The sequence below is a fragment of the Georgenia wangjunii genome, assembly GCF_036421975.1.
Taxonomy (GTDB): Bacteria; Actinomycetota; Actinomycetes; order Actinomycetales; family Actinomycetaceae; genus Georgenia_A; species Georgenia_A wangjunii.
On the sequence record NZ_JAZGON010000001.1, the window covers coordinates 342414 to 363970 of the forward strand.

At 74.1% G+C, this 21557-nt stretch carries 20 protein-coding genes; 5 read left to right on the top strand and 15 right to left on the bottom strand.

The window, feature by feature from the left end; all coding sequences use genetic code 11:
- Positions 1–177: 177 nt before the first annotated feature.
- Entirely contained in the window at positions 178–1845 is a 1668-nt protein-coding gene (locus V2J63_RS01510; RefSeq protein WP_331229205.1) for an ABC-F family ATP-binding cassette domain-containing protein, read from the top strand.
- Here V2J63_RS01510 and V2J63_RS01515 read toward each other — a convergent pair.
- From V2J63_RS01515 to purD, 5 genes are all read right to left on the bottom strand, one after another.
- Positions 1757–2563: a YceI family protein gene (locus V2J63_RS01515; protein ID WP_331229206.1), complete on the bottom strand. Its 807-nt coding sequence runs from the start codon at positions 2561–2563 to the stop codon at positions 1757–1759. The genes V2J63_RS01510 and V2J63_RS01515 overlap by 89 nt on opposite strands.
- Positions 2564–2664: 101 nt before the next feature.
- Positions 2665–3378: a phosphoribosylformylglycinamidine synthase subunit PurQ gene (gene purQ / locus V2J63_RS01520; protein ID WP_331229207.1), complete on the bottom strand. Its 714-nt coding sequence runs from the start codon at positions 3376–3378 to the stop codon at positions 2665–2667.
- A complete protein-coding gene (purS, locus tag V2J63_RS01525) occupies positions 3378–3635 on the bottom strand; it encodes a phosphoribosylformylglycinamidine synthase subunit PurS (RefSeq protein ID WP_331229208.1) in 258 nt (85 codons plus the stop codon). The genes purQ and purS overlap by 1 nt, the downstream gene beginning before the upstream one ends.
- Positions 3636–3894: 259 nt before the next feature.
- Positions 3895–4800 carry a phosphoribosylaminoimidazolesuccinocarboxamide synthase gene (locus tag V2J63_RS01530; RefSeq protein WP_331229209.1) on the bottom strand — a complete coding sequence of 302 codons (906 nt, stop codon included), beginning with the start codon at positions 4798–4800 and terminating at the stop codon, positions 3895–3897.
- Positions 4801–4803: 3 nt separating this feature from the next.
- Positions 4804–6069: a phosphoribosylamine--glycine ligase gene (gene purD, locus V2J63_RS01535; RefSeq protein ID WP_331229210.1), complete on the bottom strand. Its 1266-nt coding sequence runs from the start codon at positions 6067–6069 to the stop codon at positions 4804–4806.
- Positions 6070–6184: 115 nt separating this feature from the next.
- On the opposite strand from purD, the gene V2J63_RS01540 reads away from it, so the two are divergent.
- On the top strand, positions 6185–7252 hold the full coding sequence (locus V2J63_RS01540; RefSeq protein ID WP_331229211.1) for an LppM family (lipo)protein: 1068 nt from the start codon (positions 6185–6187) through the stop codon (positions 7250–7252).
- A 389-nt stretch (positions 7253–7641) separates the two neighbouring features.
- Here the strand turns inward: V2J63_RS01540 and V2J63_RS01545 are convergent, their stop codons facing one another.
- Positions 7642–8928: an adenylosuccinate synthase gene (locus tag V2J63_RS01545; RefSeq protein WP_331229212.1), complete on the bottom strand. Its 1287-nt coding sequence runs from the start codon at positions 8926–8928 to the stop codon at positions 7642–7644.
- 51 nt (positions 8929–8979) lie between these two features.
- Positions 8980–9393 (bottom strand): DUF3151 domain-containing protein, encoded by a 414-nt coding sequence (locus V2J63_RS01550; RefSeq protein ID WP_331229213.1) that lies wholly within the window; start codon positions 9391–9393, stop codon positions 8980–8982.
- A gap of 188 nt (positions 9394–9581) precedes the next feature.
- Here V2J63_RS01550 and V2J63_RS01555 point away from each other — a divergent pair, with 188 nt between their 5' ends.
- Positions 9582–9938 (top strand): STAS domain-containing protein, encoded by a 357-nt coding sequence (locus V2J63_RS01555; RefSeq protein ID WP_331229214.1) that lies wholly within the window; start codon positions 9582–9584, stop codon positions 9936–9938.
- Positions 9939–10146: 208 nt separating this feature from the next.
- Here V2J63_RS01555 and V2J63_RS01560 read toward each other — a convergent pair whose 3' ends face one another.
- On the bottom strand, positions 10147–12363 hold the full coding sequence (locus tag V2J63_RS01560) for an ATP-binding SpoIIE family protein phosphatase (RefSeq protein WP_331229215.1): 2217 nt from the start codon (positions 12361–12363) through the stop codon (positions 10147–10149).
- 31 nt (positions 12364–12394) lie between these two features.
- On the opposite strand from V2J63_RS01560, the gene V2J63_RS01565 reads away from it, so the two are divergent.
- On the top strand, positions 12395–12850 hold the full coding sequence (locus V2J63_RS01565) for an STAS domain-containing protein (RefSeq protein WP_331229216.1): 456 nt from the start codon (positions 12395–12397) through the stop codon (positions 12848–12850).
- Positions 12851–12919: 69 nt separating this feature from the next.
- Here V2J63_RS01565 and fbaA read toward each other — a convergent pair whose 3' ends face one another.
- From fbaA to V2J63_RS01590, 5 genes are all read right to left on the bottom strand, one after another.
- Entirely contained in the window at positions 12920–13942 is a 1023-nt protein-coding gene (gene fbaA / locus V2J63_RS01570; protein WP_331229217.1) for a class II fructose-bisphosphate aldolase, read from the bottom strand.
- 129 nt (positions 13943–14071) lie between these two features.
- Positions 14072–14803 (bottom strand): TrmH family RNA methyltransferase, encoded by a 732-nt coding sequence (locus tag V2J63_RS01575; protein ID WP_331229218.1) that lies wholly within the window; start codon positions 14801–14803, stop codon positions 14072–14074.
- Positions 14800–15510, bottom strand: coding sequence for a LemA family protein (locus V2J63_RS01580; protein ID WP_331229219.1), 711 nt, complete (start codon positions 15508–15510; stop codon positions 14800–14802). The genes V2J63_RS01575 and V2J63_RS01580 overlap by 4 nt, the downstream gene beginning before the upstream one ends.
- Before the next feature lie 58 nt (positions 15511–15568).
- Entirely contained in the window at positions 15569–16144 is a 576-nt protein-coding gene (gene pyrE / locus V2J63_RS01585) for an orotate phosphoribosyltransferase (protein ID WP_331229220.1), read from the bottom strand.
- Between the two features lie 91 nt (positions 16145–16235).
- Entirely contained in the window at positions 16236–17024 is a 789-nt protein-coding gene (locus V2J63_RS01590) for an SDR family NAD(P)-dependent oxidoreductase (protein ID WP_331229221.1), read from the bottom strand.
- Positions 17025–17067: 43 nt separating this feature from the next.
- Here V2J63_RS01590 and V2J63_RS01595 point away from each other — a divergent pair, with 43 nt between their 5' ends.
- A complete protein-coding gene (locus V2J63_RS01595; protein ID WP_331229222.1) occupies positions 17068–17859 on the top strand; it encodes an exodeoxyribonuclease III in 792 nt (263 codons plus the stop codon).
- A gap of 19 nt (positions 17860–17878) precedes the next feature.
- On the opposite strand, the gene V2J63_RS01600 is transcribed toward V2J63_RS01595, so the two are convergent.
- Positions 17879–18703, bottom strand: coding sequence for a serine hydrolase domain-containing protein (locus tag V2J63_RS01600; RefSeq protein WP_331229223.1), 825 nt, complete (start codon positions 18701–18703; stop codon positions 17879–17881).
- 68 nt (positions 18704–18771) lie between these two features.
- Positions 18772–21405, bottom strand: coding sequence for an ATP-dependent chaperone ClpB (gene clpB / locus V2J63_RS01605; protein WP_331229224.1), 2634 nt, complete (start codon positions 21403–21405; stop codon positions 18772–18774).
- Positions 21406–21557: the final 152 nt, after the last annotated feature.

Genomic DNA, 21557 nt, shown 5'->3' on the forward strand with positions numbered 1-21557 from the left:
GTTGTCCACAGCATTTCTCCACAGCCCTGTGCACATACTCACACCACCGCCGATCCGCCTGTGGACAGGGCCGGCGGCGCCCACGCACGCGTCCAGCGCCGGGTTGCCGATCCGCCTGTGGACAACTCCACGCAGCCGTGGATCCGCGCCGTTCCCCACCCGGCATAGCCTGGGTCCATGCCAGCAACCATGCACGTCGTCGGCTACGGCGCCTCGCGCGGAGCCCGCCAGCTCTTCGCGGACCTCACGCTGACGATCGCGCCCGGGGACGTGTGGGGGCTCGTCGGTGCCAACGGCGCCGGGAAGTCCACGCTCCTCACCGCTCTGGCCGGGCTCGCGACGACGGCGGAGACCGAGGGACGCGTGACGCTGGCGCCGCCGCAGGCGACGGTCGGCTACCTCGCGCAGGAGCCCGAGCGGCGGCCTGGCGAGACGGTCCTGGAGTTCCTCGAGCGCCGCACGGGCGTGACGGAGGCGAGCGCCGCCATGGACGCCGCGGCGGACGCGCTCGCCGAGCGCCCCGAGCACGCGACGACCGCCGACGCCTACACCGCCGCACTCGAGCGGTGGATGGCCCTGGGCGGCCCGGACCTCGACGACCGGGCGGGCGCCGTCGCGGCCGACGTCGGCCTCGGCACCGACCTCGACGCCCCCATGACGACGCTGTCCGGCGGGGAGGCGGCCCGCGCCTCGCTCGCCGCCCTCCTCCTCTCGCGCTACGACGTCCTGCTCCTCGACGAGCCGACGAACGACCTCGACCTCGCCGGCCTCGACCGCCTCGAGCGCTTCGTCACGGGCTCGCGCGCGCCGGTCGTCGTCGTCAGCCACGACCGCGAGTTCCTCTCGCGCACCGTCACCGGCATCGTCGAGCTCGACCTCGCGCAGCAGCAGGTGAGCGTCTACGACGGCGGGTACGAGGCGTTCCTCGCCGAGCGGGAGGTGGCCCGGCGACACGCGCGCGAGGCGTACGAGGAGTACGCGGACCGCCGTGGCCAGCTCCTCGACCGGGTCCAGACCCAGAAGACCTGGGTGAACAAGGGCGTCCGCACGGCCCGGAAGAAGTCCGCCGACGGCGACAAGCACATCAAGGCCCGCGCCCTGGCCCGGACCGAGAAGCAGGCCGGGAAGATCGCGGCGTCGCACCGCGCGATCGAGCGGCTCGACGAGGTCGAGGAGCCGCGCAAGGAGTGGGCGCTGGCGATGTCCATCGCGGCGGCGCCGCGCAGCGGCTCGGTCGTCGCCGTCCTCGACGCGGCGGTGGTGCGCCGTGGCTCGGGTGCAGACGCGTTCACGCTCGGCCCGCTCAGCCTCCAGGTCGACTACGGCGACCGGGTCGTCATCACGGGCGCGAACGGCTCGGGCAAGTCCACGCTCCTCGCCCTCCTGCTCGGGCGCCTGCGCCCGGACGAGGGCCGCGCCTCCCTCGGCGCGAGCGTCGCCCTCGGCGAGGTCGACCAGGCCCGCGCGCTCTTCGACGGCCCCCAGCCGCTCGCGGCGACGTTCGCGGCGCTCGTGCCCGAGTGGACCGACGCGGAGGTCCGCACGCTGCTCGCCAAGTTCGGGCTCGGCGGTGAGCACGCCCTCCGCCCGGCGACCTCGCTGTCCCCGGGCGAGCGCACCCGCGCCGGCCTCGCGCTCCTCCAGGCGAAGGAGGTCAACCTCCTCGTCCTCGACGAGCCGACCAACCACCTCGACCTGCCGGCCATCGTCCAGCTCGAGCAGGCGCTCGAGTCCTACCCCGGGACGGTCCTGCTCGTCACTCACGACCGCCGGATGCTCGCAGGCGTGCGAGCCACCCGCCGGTGGGCGATCGATGGCGGCCGCCTGAGCGAGCTGCCGGTGTGAGGACGCGGTCCGGCCCCGCGGCGCGGGCGCCCGGGCTCGCAGCGCCGTCGTCCGGGCCGGCCACGACGACTGCCTGAGCGGCGGCGGCGGCGAGGGCCCCGGCAGGCGGGTCCGGCACGCCGGATGCCGCGGAGTCCGCGCCCGCGGGGGTCTCGGCCGCCGCCTCCGGGCGGACCTTGACCGCGGAGATCTCGAACTCGAGGGTGATGCGTTCGGAGACGAGGACCCCACCTGCGTCGAGCGCCACCTGCCACTCGAGGCCCCACTCCCGCCGGTCCACCCGGCGCGTGCCCTCGAACCCCGCGCGCAGCTCGCCGTCGGCGTCCCGCTCCACCCCGCGCCGCTCGATGGGGATGGCGATCTCCTTCGTGATCCCGCGGATCGTGAGGTCGCCGACCACCATGTACATCCGGTCCTCGACCTCGTCGACCATCGTCGAGGTGAAGACGATGTCCGGGTAGCGGTCGACGTCGAAGAAGTCGGCGCTGCGCAGGTGCCCGTCGCGCTGCGGGTTGCGGGTGTCCACACTCGCGGACCGCAGGCGCACCGTGACGAACGAGTGGCTCGCCCCGCGGGGGTCGACGTGGATCCGCCCCTCGATGTCGTTGAACGCGCCGCGGACCTTCGTCACCATCGCGTGGCGCGCGGAGAACCCGATCCGGCTGTGCGCCGGGTCGAACAGCCAGTCCCCGGCCAGACCCGCATCGAGCTCCGCCATTGATCGCTCCCACATCTGAGGGACATACGTGGGGGAATGCTACGGATGTTACGTGATCTTCTCCACCGGTGGCGCTGACGGATCGCCCGGACCTGCTCCGCTCAGGCGGAGACGAGCGCGCCCAGCACGGACGTGAAGAGCGCGAGGCCGTCGGTGCCGGTGCGGGGTCCGCGGGCGCCGTCGGGGCCGAACCCGGGCTCGACGGCGTGCTCGGGGTGCGGCATGAGCCCGACGACGTTCCCGCGCTCGTTGCTGATCCCGGCGATGCCGCGCGACGAGCCGTTCGGGTTGGGGCCGAGGTAGCGGAAGACGACGCGTCCCTCGCCCTCGAGCATGTCGAGCGTGGTGGCGTCGGCGACGAATCCGCCCTCGCCGTTCTTGAGGGGGATGGTGATGGTGGCGCCCTCCGTGAGGTCACCGGTCCACGCCGTCCGCGCGTTCTCGACGCGCAGCTCCTGGTCGCGGCAGATGAACCGCTGCTCCTCGTTGCGGATGAGGGCACCCGGGAGGAGGTGCGCCTCGCACAGGACCTGGAACCCGTTGCAGATGCCGAGGACGGGCAGCCCGCCGCGGGCGGCCTCGACGACGGACGTCATGACCGGGGAGAACCGCGCGATCGCCCCGCAGCGGAGGTAGTCCCCGTAGGAGAACCCGCCCGGGAGGATGACGGCGTCGACGCCCTGGAGGTCGGCGTCCCCGTGCCACAGGGCGACGGGCTCGCCGCCGGCGAGGCGTACCGCGCGCTGGGCGTCGCGGTCGTCGAGCGACCCGGGGAACGTGACGACGCCGACGCGCGCCCCGCTCGCGGCCCCCATCAGGCGACCTCGTCCGCGACGGCCACGCGCACGACGTCCTCGATGACCGGGTTGGACAGGAGCGTCGTGGCGGCGGCGCGGGCGGCCTCGAGCATCTCCGCGCTGACCTCGCCGTCGACCTCGAGCTCGAAGCGCTTGCCCTGGCGGACGCCGGTGAAGTCGGCGAACCCGAGCCGCGGCAGTGCACCGGCGACGGCCTTGCCCTGCGGATCGAGGATCTCTGGCTTGGGCATGACCTCGACGACGATTCGTCCCATGGGTGTGCTCCTGGTCAGGCGGGTCGGGGCGCGTGCGAGTCTACCGCGCGGCGTCCGCCGCCCCGCCGCCCGTCCACGCCGCTCCCCCGCACGCGCTCCACTCGCGGCTCTCGCGACGGGGCGGCACCTCTGCATGATCACGAGAGGGGCTGGGGCCGGCGCGGGTCGAGGGTGCTGGGTGCGGGGGTGGGCGGTCGGTGGGGTCCGGATCCGGTTCCGGTTCCGCGTCCGGGGTCGGGTCTGGGCGGAGCGGGGCGGGCTACGGGGTCGGCAGCGCGGGTGCCGCGCGGCCGGTGAGGCGGGTGTAGGCCTCGGCGTAGCGCTCCTGGGTGCGCAGGACGACGTCGTCGGGCAGGGGCGGGGGCGGGGCGTCACCGGCCCGGTCCCAGCCCGAGTCGGGCGACGTGAGCCAGTCACGCACGAACTGCTTGTCGAAGCTGGGCTGGGCACGGCCCACCTGCCACTGCGCCGCCGGCCAGAAACGGGAGGAGTCGGAGGTGAGGACCTCGTCGCCGAGGACGACGTCCGGGCCGCCCCGGGCGGCACCGAACTCGAGCTTGGTGTCCGCGAGGATGATGCCGCGCTCGGCCGCGACCTCGGCGGCGCGACCGTAGACGGCAAGGGTGAGGTCGCGCAGGCGGGAGGCGTGCTCCTGCCCCAGCTGGGCGGCGACGACGTCGAAGGAGACGTTCTCGTCGTGCTCCCCCACCGCCGCCTTCGTCGCCGGGGTGAAGATCGGAGCGGGGAGGCGGGAGCCGTCCTCGAGCCCCGCGGGCAGCGGCACCCCGCACACGGTCCCGCCCGCGCGGTACTCCACGAGGCCGGAGCCCGTGAGGTAGCCGCGGGCGACGCACTCGACCGGGTACATCTCGAGCCGGCGGCACACCATCGCCCGGCCGGCGACGGCGTCGGGCACGTCGCGCGCGAGGACGTGGCTCGGGACGAGGTCCGCGAGCTGGTCGAACCACCACAGGCTCAGCTGGGTGAGGACGATGCCCTTGCCGGGGATCGGCGTCGGCAGGACGTGGTCGTAGGCGCTCACCCGGTCCGAGGCGACGACGAGGACGACGTCCTCCTCACCCTGCGCCGGCACGTACAGGTCCCGGACCTTGCCGGAGTAGACGTGCGACCACCCGGGGAGCTCGGGGGCGAGCTGCGCGTCCATCGCTCAGCCCTCGTGCTCGGCGGCGATGTCGCGGCGGTGCTGCGAGCCGGCGAGCGTGATGCGGTCGACGCCCGCGTAGGCGGCGCGGCGGGCGGCCGCCTGGTCGGCGCCGGTGCCGACGACGGACAGCACCCGGCCGCCGGCGCTCACGAGCGCGCCGTCGACGTCGAGCCCGGTCCCGGCGTGGAGCACGTCGACCCCGTCGAGCGCCTCGGCCTGCGCGACGCCCTCGATGCGGTCACCCGTGCGCACGTCCTCGGGGTAGCCGGACGAGGCCAGGACGACGGTCACGGCCGCCTCCTTGGACCAGCGGGGCTCGAGCGCCTGCCCGAGCCGGCCCGTCGCGGCCGCGAGGAGGAGCTCCGCGAGCGGCGAGGCGAGGCGCGCGAGGACCACCTGGGTCTCGGGGTCGCCGAAGCGGGCGTTGAACTCGATGACGCGCAGGCCGCGGCTCGTCAGCGCGAGACCGCAGTACAGGACCCCGGTGAACGGCGTCCCGCGGCGGGCCATCTCGCGCACGACCGGGCGGGCGACGCGCTCCATGACCTCCTCGACGAGCCCCTCCGGGGCCCACGGCAGCGGCGAGTAGGCGCCCATCCCGCCGGTGTTCGGCCCCGCGTCGCCGTCGGCGAGGCGCTTGAAGTCCTGCGCCGGGGCGAGGGGGACGGCGTCGGTCCCGTCGCACAGGCAGAAGAGGGAGATCTCCGGGCCGTCGAGGTACTCCTCGACGACGACAGCACGTCCCTCGCCGGCGCGGGCCAGGCAGGCCTCGGCGTGGGCGAGGGCGGCCTCGCGGTCCTCGGTGACGACGACACCCTTGCCCGCGGCGAGCCCGTCGTCCTTGACGACGAAGGGCGGGCCGAACGCGTCGAGGGCGTCACGGACGTCGTCGAGGGTCGTGCACACGTGCGCGAGCGCCGTCGGCACCTCGGCAGCGGCCATGACCTCCTTGGCGAAGGCCTTGGACCCCTCGAGCCGCGCGGCCTCCGCATCAGGACCGAAGCAGGGGATGCCGACCGCGCGCACCGCGTCGGCGACGCCGGCCACGAGGGGCGCCTCGGGACCGACGACGACGAGGTCCGCGCCGAGCTCGACCGCGAGCGCGGACACGGCCGCCGGGTCGAGCGGGTCGACGTCCCGGTTGACGGCGATGCCCGCGGTCCCGGGGTTGCCCGGCGCCACCACCACCTCGTGCGTCGACGGGTCACGGTCCAGGGCTCGGGCCAGGGCGTGCTCGCGCGCGCCGGAGCCGATCACGAGGATCTTCACGGTCCGCGAGCCTACTCGCCCGTCGCGGCTGCCTGATCGCCCGGCGTCACCCGTGGACCGCACCGGACGGACGCTTGCCAACCGCGCAAGGTGCGAGGCCGATATGGTGCGTCGTATGTCACCAGCCCGGCCACGTGCCACCCGCCGCCTCACTGCGCTCCTCCTGCTCCCTCTCCTCCTCGTGCTGGGTGGGTGCTTCCGCATGGACCTCGGGGTCCAGATCAACGCCGACGAGTCGCTCGACATCACGATGGAGTTCGAGGACCTGTCCGGACTCATGACCGAGCAGGACATCAGCTGCGAGGACCTCGAGTCCGAGATGGGCGTCGGGGACACCCCGGAGAACGTCGACTTCACCGTCTCCGAGCTCGGCGGGGACGGCAACTTCGGCTGCCGCCTCGAGGCCACCGGCGCCACGCTCGACGACATGAGCGGCGACGGCATGACGATCACCCGCGACGGCGACGTCTACACGTTCGCCCTCGAGGGGTCCGAGGACGAGGTCGGCGACCTCGAGGGCATGCCGGCCGGCATGGAGCCCGAGGTCACCATCGCCGCCACGTTCCCCGGCGCGGTCATCGACGCCGGCGGCGGCGAGGTGGACGGCAACACTGTCACGTGGACCGGGCTCGACGCCCTCTCCACCGGCGTGACCGCCACGGGTGAGGCCGAGGAGAGCAGCAGCGCGGCAGGGTCGCCGATCCTGGGGATCGTCCTCGCCGTCGTCCTCCTCCTCGTCCTCGCGGCCGTCGTCTTCTTCCTCGCCCGCAAGAAGAAGACGAAGGACGCCGGCCCCGGCGTCGACCCGACGACGGGCTACGCACCGCCGGCTCCCTACGCGGGCGGGGACGCGCCGTACGCGCCGCAGCAGCAGGGCGGCTACGGCGCGCCGCAGCAGCAGGAGGGCTTCGCCGCCCCGCAGCAGCAGGACGGGTTCGCCGCACCGCAGCAGGACGGCCCCCCGGCGGGCTACCCCGCCCCCGAGCAGGGTGGCTTCGACGCCCCGCCGCCGCCGGCGCCGGGCGCGTCGCCCGTCGGGTACGAGCAGCCCACGGCGCAGAGCTTCTCCGCGCCGACGGAGTCGGTGCCCCCGGTCGAGCAGGCCCCGCCGCCGCCGTTCGAGCAGTCGCCCGTCGAGGAGCCGCGCACCGACGGCCGCCCGGAGGACGAGACGCCCCGCTGACCCGCACGCCACGCAGCACCGAGCGCGCCCCGACCCGCACCGCCCGACCCCTCACCGGGGCGGGCACCGCGGGGCGGGGCGCGCTCGTCTGCCGGGCGGGTCCGGGCGCGCTCGTCTGCCGGGCGGGTCCGGGCGCGCTCGTCTGCCGGGCGGCGGGAGGGCCCGGTGGCCGGATCCAGTCCGCACGGTCGGGTCCAGTCCGCACGGTCGGGTCGCCCACGTCCTCGGCGCCGCGTGAGACCGCACCTTTCCGGGCCTGGACCCGGCTGGAAGGTGCGGTCTCGCCCCGAAAGGTGCGGTCTCAGTGGCCGGCGGCGGCCTTGGGCGCGGTGCCCGGGCGCCGGGGCGCGGTGCCTGCGGTGGTGGCCGTGGCCACCGCCCAGGGCGGATCAGCCGAGGAGGGGGTGCCGCACGATCGTCGCCTCCCGGTCCGGCCCCACGCCGATCGAGGAGATCCGGGTGCCGGACATCTCCTCGAGCGCGAGGACGTACGCCTGGGCCGTGGCGGGGAGGTCGGAGAACTCGCGGGCGCCGGAGATGTCCTCCTCCCACCCGTCGAGCTCGACGTAGACCGGCTCGGCGTGGTGGAACGTCGTCTGGTCGAGTGGCATCTCCTCGATCCGCTGCCCGTCCACCTCGTAGGCGACGCAGACGGGGATCTTCTCGATGCCGGTGAGGACGTCGAGCTTGGTCAGCACGAGGTCCGTCAGCCCGTTGATGCGTCCGGCGTAGCGGGCGACGACGGCGTCGTACCAGCCGCACCGGCGCGGGCGCCCCGTCGTCGTGCCGTACTCCCCGCCGACGGTGCGCAGCCGCTCGCCCCACTCGTCCTCGAGCTCGGTGGGGAACGGCCCCTCGCCCACGCGCGTCGTGTAGGCCTTGATGACGCCGACGACGCGGTCGATGCGCGTCGGGCCGATGCCGGACCCCGTGCACGCCCCCGCCGCCGTCGCGCTCGAGGAGGTGACGAAGGGGTAGGTGCCGTGGTCGACGTCGAGCATGGTCGCCTGGCCCGCCTCGAACACGACGGTCTTGCCGGCGTCGAGCGCCTCGTTGAGCACGAGCGAGGTGTCGGCGACCATGGGCCGCAGGCGCTCGGCGTAGGAGAGCATCTCGTCGGCGATCTCGTCGATCGCGACGGCGCGGCGGTTGTACACCTTGACGAGCAGCTGGTTCTTCTGGACGAGGGCGCCCTCGACCTTCTGCCGCAGGATGTGCTCGTCGAAGAGGTCCTGGACCCGGATCCCGACGCGGCTCATCTTGTCCGCGTACGTCGGGCCGATGCCTCGGCCGGTCGTGCCGATCTGACGCTTGCCGAGGAAGCGCTCGGAGACCTTGTCGAGGGTCCGGTTGTACGCGGGGATGAGGTGCGCGCTCCCCGAGACGAGCAGGCGGGAGACGTCCACGCCCCGCTCGCTCAGGGCGTCGAGCTCGGCGAAGAGGACCTCGAGGTCGACGACGACACCGTTGCCGATGACCGGCGTGCAGCCCGGGGAGAGGATCCCCGACGGCAGCAGGTGGAGCGCGTACTTCTCATCCCCGACGACGACGGTGTGCCCGGCGTTGTTACCGCCGTTGAACTTGACGACGTAGTCGACCTCTCCACCGAGCTGGTCGGTGGCCTTGCCTTTGCCCTCGTCGCCCCACTGGGCGCCGACGACCACGACGGCTGGCATGAGTAACGGGTCCCTTCGCTGCGGTCGGGGCCGGACGGCTCCCGCGCCAGGCTACCCGAGCAGCTCGCGCGCACCCGGGTCGGCGCCGGTGAGGAAGTCGGCGCAGCGTGCGGCCTCCTCCTCCTCGCCGATGGCGGCAGCGGCGTCACCGAGCGCCATGAGCGCCATGAGGAAGCCCTGGTTGGGGACGTGGTCCGCGGGGATCGGCCCCTGGCCGCGCCACCCCGCACGCCGCAGGAAGTCGAGGCCGCGGTGGTAGCCGGTGCGCGCGTAGGCGTAGGCGGCGACCGGGTCCCCGCCGGCCATGGCCCGACGGGCGAGGAGCGCCCACGCCAGGCTCGCGCCCGGGTGCGTGGCGGCGACCTCGCGCGGGTCCGCACCGGCGTCGAGCGCGGCGCGGGCAGCGACGTCCGGGTGGTCCGCGCCGAGACGGGTGGGATCGGGTCCGAGCAGGTTCTGTTGCATGCCCTCGATCCTCCCACCGCCGCGGGCGCACCGGGTCATCGACGTCCCCGTGCCCCGGCACGCGCAGCGTGCCGGTTCGAACAGGCAGGCTCAGCCGTTCGACCCGCGAGGACGGGTCGGGTCCCGCGCGGACGTGCGGCGTGGGCGGAGGCAGGTTAGCCTCGACGACGGCTGACTGAGGAGGCAGGATGATCGAGATCGCGACGTCGCCGACGACGACGACCGTGTCCATCGCCGGCGACCTCGACCTCGCCGAGCGCGGTCAGTTCCCCGAGATCGCCGCCAGGGTGAGCGGTCTGCGCCGTCAGCTCCTCGTCGTCGACATGTGCCAGGTCACCTTCATGGACTCGACCGGTGCCGCGTTCCTCATCTCCCTCGCCGACGCCTCCGCCAAGCGTGGTGGCGCGACGGTCCTGCGCGGGTGCGACGAGCGGGACCTCTTCGTCCTCGAGATCTGCGGCGCCCTCGACTCCTTCCGCATCGACGCCGAGCACCAGTGCTCCCCGGCGACGCCGCCGTCGGGCTTCAGCCGCGCCTCGGTCTGACACTCCTCCCGACGGCGCGCTGACCGCGGCACGCGAGCCGCCGGCAGGTCACGGCTCTCTCCGCGGCCCCTCGGACCGCTGAGCACGGGGCACCCGCGGGCTGTGGCTGGTCGCGCGCCCTCGAACGAGCCTGCACGGTCGACGCGCACCGCGCCCCTCCCACCGGCGGCACCAGCACCCCGGCGCGATCGCACGGATCGGTCCCTCGTCAGCCCTTCTGGGGGCGCAGCCGCTGAGCGTGCTGGGGGCGGAGGCGGGCCCACACGACCTTGCCGGCGGGCGTAGGGCGCCAGCCCCAGTCCGCGAGCCGGTCGACGATGTGCATGCCGAACCCGCCCACACGGCCGCTGTGGCGCTCGCGCGTCATCGGGGGCGCCGGGTTCGCGTCCTCGACCTCGATCCGCAGCCCGTCACCGGTGTCCTCGAGCCGGAGGTCCACCCGGCCCCACCCGTGCATGACGGCGTTCGCGACCAGCTCGGACACGACGAGCTCGGCTGCCGCGGTGTCCTCGATGCCCCACGCCTCGCACGCGCGCAGGAGCGCGTGCCGGGAGCGTGCGATGGTCTGCGGGTCGACCGGCATCTGCCAGCGCCGCTGCCGCGGGCTCACCCACGTGCGCGGGGTGTCCCCCACCGGGTCGGGGACACGCACGATGACGATTGCGACGTCGTCCTCCGGGGCGTCGGCGAGGCGCAGGAGGAGCTCCTCCCCCACGCCGGCGGCGTCGGGCGCGTCGATGGAGGCGCACACCTCCGTCAGTGCCGCGACGCCGTCGCGCATCGTGCGGTCGCGCCGCTCGACGAGGCCGTCGGTGTAGAAGACCAGCACGTCACCGGGCGCGGCACGCGCGTACGCGCTCTCTCGGGGGCGGTTCCCGAACCCGACGAGTGCGCCGCCACCGCCGTCGAGGCTCGTCACGGTACCGCCGCTGACAAGGAGCGGCGGGAGGTGCCCGGCACGGCTGTACGCGACGTCCCAGGCGCCGTCGGCGGCGGGCGTGAGGGCGCAGTACACGAGCGAGGCCGAGCGCGGGATGCGCATGCCGGCGACGAGGCGGTCGACGCGCCCGAGCACCGTCCCGGGGTCGCCGAACTCGGCGGAGTAGGCGCGCACCACGGACCGGAGCTGACCCATGGAAGCGGCGGCCTCGACGTCGTGCCCGACGACGTCGCCGATGACGATGCCGACACGCTCCCCCGGGCTCTGGAGGACGTCGTACCAGTCGCCGCCCACCTGGGCGTGCTCGGAGTTGGGCGCGTAGTACGTCCACACGTCGAGGCCGGCGATGTCCGCCTGCTCGGGAAGCATCGCCCGCTGGAGCGTCTCGGCGAGGCGGTGCTCACGGTCGTACAGGTGGGAGTTGTCCATCGCCATGCCCACGCGCCGCACGACGAGCTCGAGGACCGTGGTCACCTCGTCCGCGCTCATGGCCGGCCCCTCGTCCTCGAGCCGCGGCATCGAGGCTCCGGTCGGCTCGGGCGGAGGGCCGGACCGCGGCACGACGGCGAGGACGCCGAGCACCCGCTGACGTCCGAGAACGGGCAAGACCTTCACCCCGCTCGTCCCCCCCGGCGGGCCGGCCTGGCGGACGAGCTCGACGAGCTCGGCCGTGACGGTGCCCGGCTCGGGATCGTTGGCGACGTCGAGGACGAGCGTGCGCATGCGCGTCTCGAGGAGGAGGTCACGCACGGGGTCGTCGACGTCGGGCCTGAGCTGAGTGAGCCGACGCAGGTCGCGTGGGCGCTGCGGCTCCCCCTCGAGAGCCTCGACCTCGTGAAGGGTGGGGCCGTCGACGTAGAAGGCCGCCCACCCGACGACTCGCCGCACGAGCAGTGCGGCGATGTCGCTGAGCACGGTCGCCGAGCTGGGGTCGGCGAGGATGTCGGACACCCGCGCGACGAGGCTCAGGCCCAGCCGCGCGCGCTGCTCGGCGTTGGCGCGGGCGTGGGCGAGCGCCGTCGTCTGGAGCTGCTCCGAGACGTCGCGCACGGTGAGGAGCCAGCGGTCGTAACCGGGCACCCCGGGCCCGAGCGGGACGAAGGAGAACGAGCCGGAGAACCCGGAACCGTCCCTGCGGCGCACGGCCCGGGTCGTCGACGTGGGCTCGGCGCCCTCGAGCGCGCGGCAGACCTCCGCGTCGGTGCTCGCCGCGGTCGCGCCGGCGAGGGACTCCGGCCCGGGGGCGAGTAGCTCGGCGCGCGTGTAGCCCGTCATCGTCTCGGCGGCGGCATTGACCCAGACGGGCGTCCAGGGCGCGCTCGCGTCCCCGCGGCGGACGTCGACGAGGCACACCATGTCCGCCATCGCGTCGAGCGCGACGGTGGCCAGGTGGCCCGGAAGGTCGTTCGAGGGCGGGACGGCGCCATCCTCGGCGCTCCTGCCGCCGAGGTCAGCGGCAGAACGCGCGCGCGCAGGATTGACCATCTCCACCTCCGATCGTCTAGCGTTCCCTACGATGCCGTCTGAAGGCGCGCGACGCACGCGCGCAGCGGACGGGAAGGGAGCAGCAGTGCGCGACGTCAACAGCACGCCGTCCACGACGGGGGCCAACGGACCCGTTCACCCGGGCGCGGAGTCCGGATCGGTCCACCTCATGGTGTCCCCGGTACGCACCCGCCTCGTCCTGTCCGGCGAGATCGACGTCGCCCTCAGCGCCGAGCTCACCGAGGCCGTGGCCGAGGCCGAGCAGGCGGGCACCCCCGTCGAGATCGACGCCCGCCACGTGACCTTCATGGACTCCTCGGGCGTCGCCCTCCTCGCCCGCCTCGCGCACCGCGCTCCCGGCCGGCTCACGATCATCCAGCCGCCCGACGTCGTGCGGTTCCTGCTCGAGGTGACGCGGATCGGTGACGTCGTCGACGTCGTCGACGACGACCCCGGATTCCCGGACGGCACAGACGGCGCCGCCTGACCCCGCATGCCACGAGGGCCCGGCACGCGCGGCGTGCCGGGCCCTCGTCCATCACCGGGTGGTGACGGGTCAGGCCATCTTCGTGCCGGCCGAGCGCAGCTGCTGGCAGGCCTCGACGATGCGCTGGGCCATGCCGGCCTCGGCGAGCTTGCCCCAGGCGCGCGGGTCGTAGGCCTTCTTGTTGCCCACCTCGCCGTCGATGCGCAGGACGCCGTCGTAGTTGGCGAACATGTGGCCCACGACGGGGCGCGTGAACGCGTACTGGGTGTCGGTGTCGATGTTCATCTTGATGACGCCGTTGTCCACCGCGAGCGCGATCTCCTCGGCGGTGGAGCCGGAACCGCCGTGGAAGACGAGGTCGAACGGCGACTCCTTGCCGATCTCCGCGCCGACCGCGGCCTGGATCTCGCCGAGGATCTCGGGGCGGAGCTTGACCGCGCCCGGCTTGTACACGCCGTGGACGTTGCCGAACGTGAGGGCCGTGAGGTAGCGGCCCCGCTCGCCCGTGCCGAGTGCCCGCACGGTGGCGAGGCCGTCCTCGACGGTCGTGTAGAGCTTGTCGTTGATCTCAGCGGCGACGCCGTCCTCCTCGCCACCGACGACGCCCACCTCGATCTCGAGGATGGTGCGCGCGCGCTGGGAGAGCTCGAGGAGCTCCTCGGCGATGAGGAGGTTCTCCTCCAGCGGCACGGCCGAGCCGTCCCACATGTGCGACTGGAAGGTGGGGAGCTTGCCGTCCGCGACCTCCTGCGCCTCGATCTCGAGCAGCGGGCGGACCCAGGAGTCGAGGTTCGGCTTGGCGCAGTGGTCGGTGTGCAGCGCGACGGTGATGCCGTAGCCCTTGGCGACCTCGCGGGCGTAGGCCGCGAGGGCGAGCGAGCCTGCGACGCGGTCCTTGACCGTCGAGCCGGAGGCGTACTCGGCGCCGCCGACGGAGACCTGGATGATGCCGTCGCTCTCAGCCTCGGCGAAGCCCTGGAGGGCGGCCGTGAGGGTCTGCGAGGAGGTCACGTTGATGGCCGGGTAGGCGAACTTGCCTGCCTTGGCCCGGTCGATCATCTCGGCGTAGACCTCGGGGGTTGCGATAGGCACGTGGGCCTCCACTCTCTTGGTGTGCAGTAGTCCTTTTGTCGAGTGCGATTGTGTCACGCCCTGCTCGCTGGGGGCGTGGGACGTCCGCGCCTGCCGCGGCCCACGGGCATGCTCTCGCCCGCGGCCCCCTCAAGCCGCGGGGGGCGGCTCGGGCGCCGCGTGCTGGAGCATCCACGCGTGCATGGCGATCGCGGCCGCGGCACCGGCGTTGATCGAGCGGGTCGAGCCGTACTGGGTGATGTGGACGATCTCGGCGCACTGCGCGCGGGCCTCGGCGCTGAGCCCCGTCGACTCCTGGCCGAAGAGGAGCACGCACTCGCGCGGGAGGCTGCGGTGCTCGAGCGGGACGGACCCGTCGACGTTGTCGACGCCGACGACCGCGAGCCCGTGCTGCGCCGCCCAGGCGAGGAGCCCCGCCACGTCGTCGTGGTGGTGCAGGTGGAGGTAGCGGTCGGTCACCATCGCCCCGCGCCGGTTCCAGCGCCGGCGCCCGACGACGTGCACGCCCGCGACGGCGAAGGCGTTGGCCGTCCGCACGACCGAGCCGATGTTCATGTCGTGGGCGAAGTTCTCGATCGCGATGTGGAGCGGGTGCCGGCGGGTGTCGACGTCCGCGAGGATCGCCTCGACGCTCCAGTACCGGTAGCGGTCGACGACGTTGCGGCGGTCCCCGTCGGCCAGCAGCTCGGGGTCGTAGCGCTCGTCCGTCGGCCAGGCTGCCGGCCCACCCGGCCACGGCCCGACGCCGACCGCCGCGGCAACGTCGCCGGGGCCCCCATCGGTCCGGTCCGCGTGCGCCGGGGCGCCGTCGACCGGAGCGGCGCCCGCGCCGTCGACCGTGCTGTCCTGCCGGCCGCTCACCGCGACGGCGGGGTCCCGTCCCCCGCGCCCGGCTGGAGCGCGCCGTCGCGGCGCGGGTCGTAGCCGCCGCGCTGGCCGCCGAACGAGGGGCCCCCGTCGTCGGAGGACGCCGGGACGGGTGCGTCCGCCTCGCCGGGCTCGAACGTCACGGCCGGTGCCGTGCGCACCGCCGGGTCGTTGGCCTCGAAGTACTCCGCGCGCCGGAAGCCGAAGATGCTTGCGATGACGTTGGGCGGGAACGTCTCCACCCGGGTGTTGAGCTGGCGGACGTTGGCGTTGTAGAAGCGCCGGCCGGCAGCGATCCGGTCCTCGGTGTTCGTGAGGTCGGCCTGGAGGGAGGCGAAGTTCTCCGCCGCGCGCAGCTGCGGGTAGGCCTCGGCGACGGCGAAGAGCCGCCCGAGCGCCGCCGTGAGCGCGTTCTCCTGCTCGGCCTGCTGCGCGGGGCTGGTGCCCGGCGAGAGCGCCTGCGCCCGGGCGCGGGTCACGTCCTCGAAGACGCCGCGCTCATGACCGGCGTAGCCCCGGACCGTCTCGACGAGGTTGGGGATGAGGTCGTGGCGGCGGTGGAGCTCGACGTCGATCTGGCGCCACGCCTCCTGGACGAGGTTCCGCAGGCGTACGAGACCGTTGTAGGTGGCGATGGCCCACACGGCCACGACGACGACGAGGACGGCAAGGACGATGAGCACGACGGTCAGCGGTTCCACGGGTGCCAGCCCTTTCGGTCGTCAAGGCGCAGGACGCCGCGATTCTCGCACAGCGCCCTCAGGCGAGCCCGAGGTCGTCCAGGCCGAGCGCGGCGAGGTAGGGCACCCCGGCGGCCTCGATCCGCTCGCGTGCGCCGGTGGCCCGGTCGACGACGACCGCGACCCCGAGCACGAGCGCCCCGGCCTCGCGCAGCGCCTCGATGGCAGCGAGCGGGCTACCGCCCGTCGTCGAGGTGTCCTCGAGGACGACGACGCGTCGCCCGGCGACGTCGGGCCCCTCGATCCTGCGCTGCAGCCCGTGCGCCTTGGCCTCCTTGCGGACGACGAAGGCGTCGATGCCGAGGCCGCGTGACGCGGCGGCGTGGAGGATCGCGCCGGCAACCGGGTCCGCGCCCATCGTCAGGCCGCCGACGGCGTCCACCTCACCGGCACCGAGGCCGGCCTCCTCGAGGAGGTCGAGCATGACGTGGCCGACGAGCGGTGCCGCGTCGTGGTGGAGGGTCACCCGGCGCATGTCGACGTAGTAGTCGGAGGTGAGGCCGCTCGCGAGCGTCACCTCGCCCCGGACGACGGCGAGCTCGCGGACGAGCTCGGCGAGACGGCTGCGGTGGGAGTCGTTACCGAAGGGGTTCACGCCGTGCAGGGTACCGGCCGGCCCCGACCGCGTCCGTGCGCGCCCAGCGCCGCGCCAGCCCCGCTCGGCGCCGCGACCCGGCAGCGCTGCGTCATTCGCCGCCCAGCGCCGCGCGGCGGCGCCCCGGGCCTGCCACGGAGCGCACGAGCGGGCGCGGGGCAAGGCGCAGGAAGGCCGAGACGGCGCGGTAGCGCACCGAGGGCGTGACGACGACGGCGCCGCGGCGCACCCCGGCGAGGCCCGCCTCGGCGACGCGTGCGGCGTCGAGCCACGCGACGTCCGGCCAGGCGTCGGTACGCATGCGCGCCCGGTCGTGGAACTCGGTGCGCACGAGACCGGGGCACAGGACGGTCGCGGTGACGCCGGTGCCGGCGAGCTCGGCGGCGAGAGCCTCGGTGAAGGTACGCACCCACGCCTTGTGGGCGGCGTAGGTCCCCATGACCGTCAGGGCCGCGGCGGAGGAGACGTTGAGGACGGCGCCGCGCCCGCGGCGCACCATGGCGCCCGCGGCGGCGTGGCTGAGGACCATGACGGCGCGGACCATGACGTCGAGCGCCACCTTCTCGCGCGCGAGGTCACCGTCGGGAAAGCGCTGCCGCAGGCCGAAGCCCGCGTTGTTGACGAGGAGCCCGACGGGCCGCTCGTCGCTGCGCAGCCGGTCAGCCACGACGTCGACCTGCTCGGCGACCGCGAGGTCCGCGGGCAGGATCTCGACGTGGACGGCCGCCGCCGCCCGGATCTGGCGCGCGACCTGCTCGAGCCGGTCGACGTCACGCGCCACGAGCACGAGGTCGTGGTGGGCGGCGGCAAGGACCCAGGCGATCTCCAGCCCGATCCCCGAGGTCGCGCCGGTGACCAGTGCCGTACCTCTGCGTGCCATGTCCTCAGCGTAGGGCCGCGGGCAGCGGGATACGGTCGTGCGCATGCGGCTAGCGACGTGGAACGTCAACTCGATCCGGACCCGGGTGGACCGGGTCGTCGGCTTCCTCGAACGCTCGGGGACCGACGTGCTCGCCATGCAGGAGACGAAGTGCAGGGACGAGCAGTTCCCGCTCGAGGCGTTCACGGCCGCGGGCTACGAGGTCGCCCTCCACGGGCTGAGCCAGTGGAACGGCGTCGCCGTCGTGTCCCGCGTGGGCCTGTCCGACGTCGAGGTCGGCTTCCCGGGGATGCCGACGTGGGGCGACCCGGCCGCCGCCGAGGCCCGCGCCCTCGGGGTGAGCGTCGCCGGCGTCAAGGTGTGGAGCCTGTACGTGCCCAACGGCCGCGAGCTCGGCGACCCGCACTACGTGTACAAGCTCGAGTGGCTCACGGCCCTGCGTGCCGCCGCGGGGGCGTGGCTCGCCGCCGACCCCACCGCGCAGGTGGCGCTCGTCGGGGACTGGAACGTCGCCCCGCTCGACGAGGACGTCTGGGACATCACCGCCTTCACCGGGTCGACGCACGTCTCCCCCGCCGAGCGCGCGGCGCTCGCCGCCCTCGGCGACGTCGGCTTCACCGACGTCACGCGCGCCCACACCCCGCGGGCCTTCACGTACTGGGACTACCAGCGGCTCCGCTTCCCGCGGAACGAGGGCATGCGCATCGACCTCGTCCTCGCCTCCCCCGCCCTCGCCGCCCGGGTCACCGGAGCGCGCATCGACCGGGACGAGCGAAAGGGGAAGGGCGCGAGCGATCACGTGCCCGTCGTCGTCGACCTCGACCACGTGTCCTGACCGGCCGGGGTCGGTCCGGTCAGAGCGCGCCGTCGCGCGCCGCGGCGAGGACGTCGTCGGACAGGCGCGGCCACACCTGGGCGGCCCAGTCCCCGAAGGGGGAGGCGCCGAGGAAGGCGGTGGCGAGACCGGCGCGCGGGTCGACCCACAGGAAGCTGCCCGACTGGCCGAAGTGACCGAAGGTCGCGGGGTCGTTCTCCGCGCCGGTCCAGTGCGGGGTCTTGGCGCCGCGCACCTCGAGCCCGAGCCCCCAGTCGTTCTCCTTCTGCCGGCCGAACCCGGGCAGGACGCCGGTGAGGCCGGGAAAGACGACGCGCGTGGCCTCGCCGTGGAGCTCGGGACTCACCAGCGTCGGCACGAGGAGCTCCCGGCCGAGCGCGGCGAGGTCGGCCGCGGAGCCGCTGCCGGCGTGCGCCGCGGAGCCGTCGATGACGACGGTGCTCATGCCGAGCGGGACGAGGACGCTCTCCTCCGCCCACTCGGGGAAGTCCGTCCCGACGGCGAAGGCGACGTGGTCGGCGAGGAGCTCGAACCCGTAGTTGCTGTAGATCCGACGGTCCCCGGGCTTGGCGATGACGTCACCCCCGCCGAACGGGACGCCCGAGGCGTGCGCGAGGAGGTGCCGCACCGTCGCCCCCTCGGGGCCGGCGGCCTCGTCGAGGTCGACGAGGTGCCGCTCGACGGCGACGAGCGTGGCCATGGCGGTGACGAGCTTCGTCACCGACGCCCAGGGGAAGATCGTGCTGTCCGGGCCGTGGGCGGCCCGGACGCGCTCGGCGTCGGTGACGACGACGGCGTGGGGGAAGTCGATGGCGTCGAGTGCGCTGAAGGTTGCGGGGCTCACCCCTCCAGGGTGCCATCCATCGCCCACCCCGGGCCGCCGGGACGGCCCGGCGGCCCCGGGTGCGGGCGTCAGACGGCGGAGCGGGCGCTCGGGACGTCCGCCGCCCGCGGCTCGAGGACGAGGCCCGGCTCCCCGTCCGGGGCGCGGTCGACGACGACGAGGTCGCCGTCGTGGACCTGGCCGCCGAGCATGAGCCTGGCGAGCTGGTCACCGATGGCGGTCTGCACGAGCCGGCGCAGCGGCCGGGCGCCGTACGCCGGGTCGAAGCCCTCGAGCGCGAGCCACTCCGCGGCGGCCGGCGTCACCTCGAGCCGCAACCTGCGGTCCGCGAGGCGCGCGGCGAGCCGGTCGATCTGGAGCGTGACGATCGAGCTGAGCTCGGCGAGGCTGAGGGCGTCGAAGAGGACGACGTCGTCGAGCCGGTTGAGGAACTCCGGCTTGAACGCGCCGCGCACGGCGCCCATGACGGCGTCCCGCTTGGCGTCGTCCGCCATCATCGGGTCGACGAGGAACTGCGAGCCGAGGTTCGAGGTCAGCACGAGGATGACGTTGCGGAAGTCGACCGTGCGGCCCTGACCGTCGGTGAGGCGGCCGTCGTCGAGCACCTGGAGGAGGATGTCGAAGACCTCGGGGTGGGCCTTCTCGACCTCGTCGAGGAGGACGACGGAGTAGGGGCGCCGGCGGACGGCCTCGGTGAGCTGGCCACCCTCCTCGTACCCGACGTAGCCGGGAGGGGCACCGACGAGCCGGGCGACGGAGTGCTTCTCCGCGTACTCGCTCATGTCGATGCGCACGATCGCGCGCTCGTCGTCGAAGAGGAAGTCCGCGAGCGCCTTCGCGAGCTCGGTCTTGCCGACGCCGGTCGGCCCGAGGAAGAGGAACGAGCCGGTGGGCCGGTCGGGGTCGGACACCCCGGCGCGCGAGCGCCGGACGGCGTCGGAGACCGCCCGCACCGCCTGGCGCTGGCCGATGAGCCGCTCACCGATGACGTCCTCCATGCGCAGGAGCTTCTCCGTCTCGCCCTGGAGGAGGCGTCCGACGGGGATGCCGGTCCACGCGCCGACGACCTCGGCGACCTCCTCGGCGGAGACCTTGTCCGCGATCATCGGGGTCTGCGCCGACTCGTCCGCGGCGCGCACGTCCTCAGCGGCCTCGGCGGCGGCGATCTCCCGCTCGACGGCGGGGATCTCGCCGTTCTGCAGGCGGCCGGCGTCCTCGTAGCGGCCCTCGCGGATCGCACGGTCGAGCTGGGTGCGCAGGTCGTCGAGGCGCACGCGCAGGTCACCGACCCGGTTGTGCCCCGCCTTCTCGTTCTCCCACCGCGCGTTGAGCGCGGCGAGCTCCTCCTCCCGGTCGGCGAGGTCCTCGCGCAGCCGCTCGAGCCGCTCGCGGGAGGCGTCGTCGTCGGACTCGGCGAGGTAGGCCTCCTCCATCCGGAGGCGGTCGACGGCGCGGCGCAGGACGTCGATCTCCTCCGGGGAGGAGTCGAGCTCCATGCGGAGGCGGGACGCGGCCTCGTCGACGAGGTCGATGGCCTTGTCCGGGAGCTGGCGGCCGGTGATGTAGCGGTCGGAGAGGGTCGCCGCGGCGACGAGCGCGCCGTCGGAGATCGTCACCTTGTGGTGCGCCTCGTACTTGGGCGCGATGCCGCGCAGGATGGCGACGGTGTCCTCGACCGAGGGCTCACCGACGAACACCTGCTGGAACCGCCGCTCGAGCGCCGGGTCCTTCTCGATGCGCTCGCGGTACTCGTCGAGCGTCGTCGCACCGACGAGCCGGAGCTCGCCGCGCGCGAGCATGGGCTTGAGCATGTTCCCGGCATCCATGGCCGAGTCACCCCCCGCGCCGGCGCCGACGACGGTGTGGAGCTCGTCGATGAACGTGACGACCTCCCCCTCGGCGGACTTGATCTCCTCGAGGACCGCCTTGAGGCGCTCCTCGAACTCGCCGCGGTACTTCGCCCCGGCGACCATCGCGGCGAGGTCGAGGGCGATGAGGCGCTTGTTGCGCAGCGACTCGGGCACGTCGCCGTCGACGATGCGCTGGGCGAGGCCCTCGACGACGGCCGTCTTGCCGACACCGGGCTCACCGATGAGGACGGGGTTGTTCTTCGTCCGGCGCGACAGGACCTGGACGACGCGCCGGATCTCGGAGTCGCGGCCGATGACGGGGTCGAGCTTGCCGTCGCGGGCGGCGGCAGTCATGTCCTGGCCGTACTTCTCCAGCGCCTTGTACGTCCCCTCGGGGTCCGGGCTCGTCACCTTGGCGGTGCCGCGGACGGCGGGCAGCGCGGACGCGAGGGCGTCCCGCCCCGCGCCGGCCGTGCGCAGGATGTCGCCCGCCGGCCCGGTGCTGCGGGCCAGGCCGAGGAGGAGGTGCTCGGTGGAGACGTACTCGTCCCCGAGCGCCGTGGCCTCCTCGCCGGCCTGGGTGATGACGTTCATCATGGCGCGCGACGTCTGCGGCTGGGCCACCGAGGCGCCCGAGGCGTTCGGCAGCGCGGCGACGGCCGCGCGCGTCCGCTCGGCCACGGCGCGACGGTCCGCGCCGACGGCGTCGAGCAGCCCGGACGCGACCCCGCCGTCCTGGGCGAGCAGCGCGGCGAGCAGGTGCACCGGCTCGAGGGCCGGGTTGCCGGCCGCCGACGCCGACTGGATCGCCGCGGCGATCGCCTCCTGCGACTTGGTCGTGAGCTTGTCCATCAAGACCTCCGGAGCATCAGGGATGGGGTTCTGATGTGTGCAACGCGCGTGAGTTGAGTCTATTCCGCTCAACCTTGTTCCGCACCCATCCACCGCGTGCGTGCGCCCGCGACGCGCGCCCTGCTCGCCGACGTCGCCACCTTCGTGGCGGA

Coding starts and splice junctions, on each gene's coding strand:
- V2J63_RS01510 (WP_331229205.1), top strand. CDS start 178: ATGCCAGCAACCATGCACGTCGTCGGCTACGGCGCCTCGCGCGGAGCC.
- V2J63_RS01515 (WP_331229206.1), bottom strand. CDS start 2,563: ATGGCGGAGCTCGATGCGGGTCTGGCCGGGGACTGGCTGTTCGACCCG.
- purQ (WP_331229207.1), bottom strand. CDS start 3,378: ATGGGGGCCGCGAGCGGGGCGCGCGTCGGCGTCGTCACGTTCCCCGGG.
- purS (WP_331229208.1), bottom strand. CDS start 3,635: ATGGGACGAATCGTCGTCGAGGTCATGCCCAAGCCAGAGATCCTCGAT.
- V2J63_RS01530 (WP_331229209.1), bottom strand. CDS start 4,800: ATGGACGCGCAGCTCGCCCCCGAGCTCCCCGGGTGGTCGCACGTCTAC.
- V2J63_RS01540 (WP_331229211.1), top strand. CDS start 6,185: ATGTCACCAGCCCGGCCACGTGCCACCCGCCGCCTCACTGCGCTCCTC.
- V2J63_RS01545 (WP_331229212.1), bottom strand. CDS start 8,928: ATGCCAGCCGTCGTGGTCGTCGGCGCCCAGTGGGGCGACGAGGGCAAA.
- V2J63_RS01550 (WP_331229213.1), bottom strand. CDS start 9,393: ATGCAACAGAACCTGCTCGGACCCGATCCCACCCGTCTCGGCGCGGAC.
- V2J63_RS01555 (WP_331229214.1), top strand. CDS start 9,582: ATGATCGAGATCGCGACGTCGCCGACGACGACGACCGTGTCCATCGCC.
- V2J63_RS01560 (WP_331229215.1), bottom strand. CDS start 12,363: ATGGTCAATCCTGCGCGCGCGCGTTCTGCCGCTGACCTCGGCGGCAGG.
- V2J63_RS01565 (WP_331229216.1), top strand. CDS start 12,395: ATGCCGTCTGAAGGCGCGCGACGCACGCGCGCAGCGGACGGGAAGGGA.
- V2J63_RS01590 (WP_331229221.1), bottom strand. CDS start 17,024: ATGGCACGCAGAGGTACGGCACTGGTCACCGGCGCGACCTCGGGGATC.
- V2J63_RS01595 (WP_331229222.1), top strand. CDS start 17,068: ATGCGGCTAGCGACGTGGAACGTCAACTCGATCCGGACCCGGGTGGAC.
- clpB (WP_331229224.1), bottom strand. CDS start 21,405: ATGGACAAGCTCACGACCAAGTCGCAGGAGGCGATCGCCGCGGCGATC.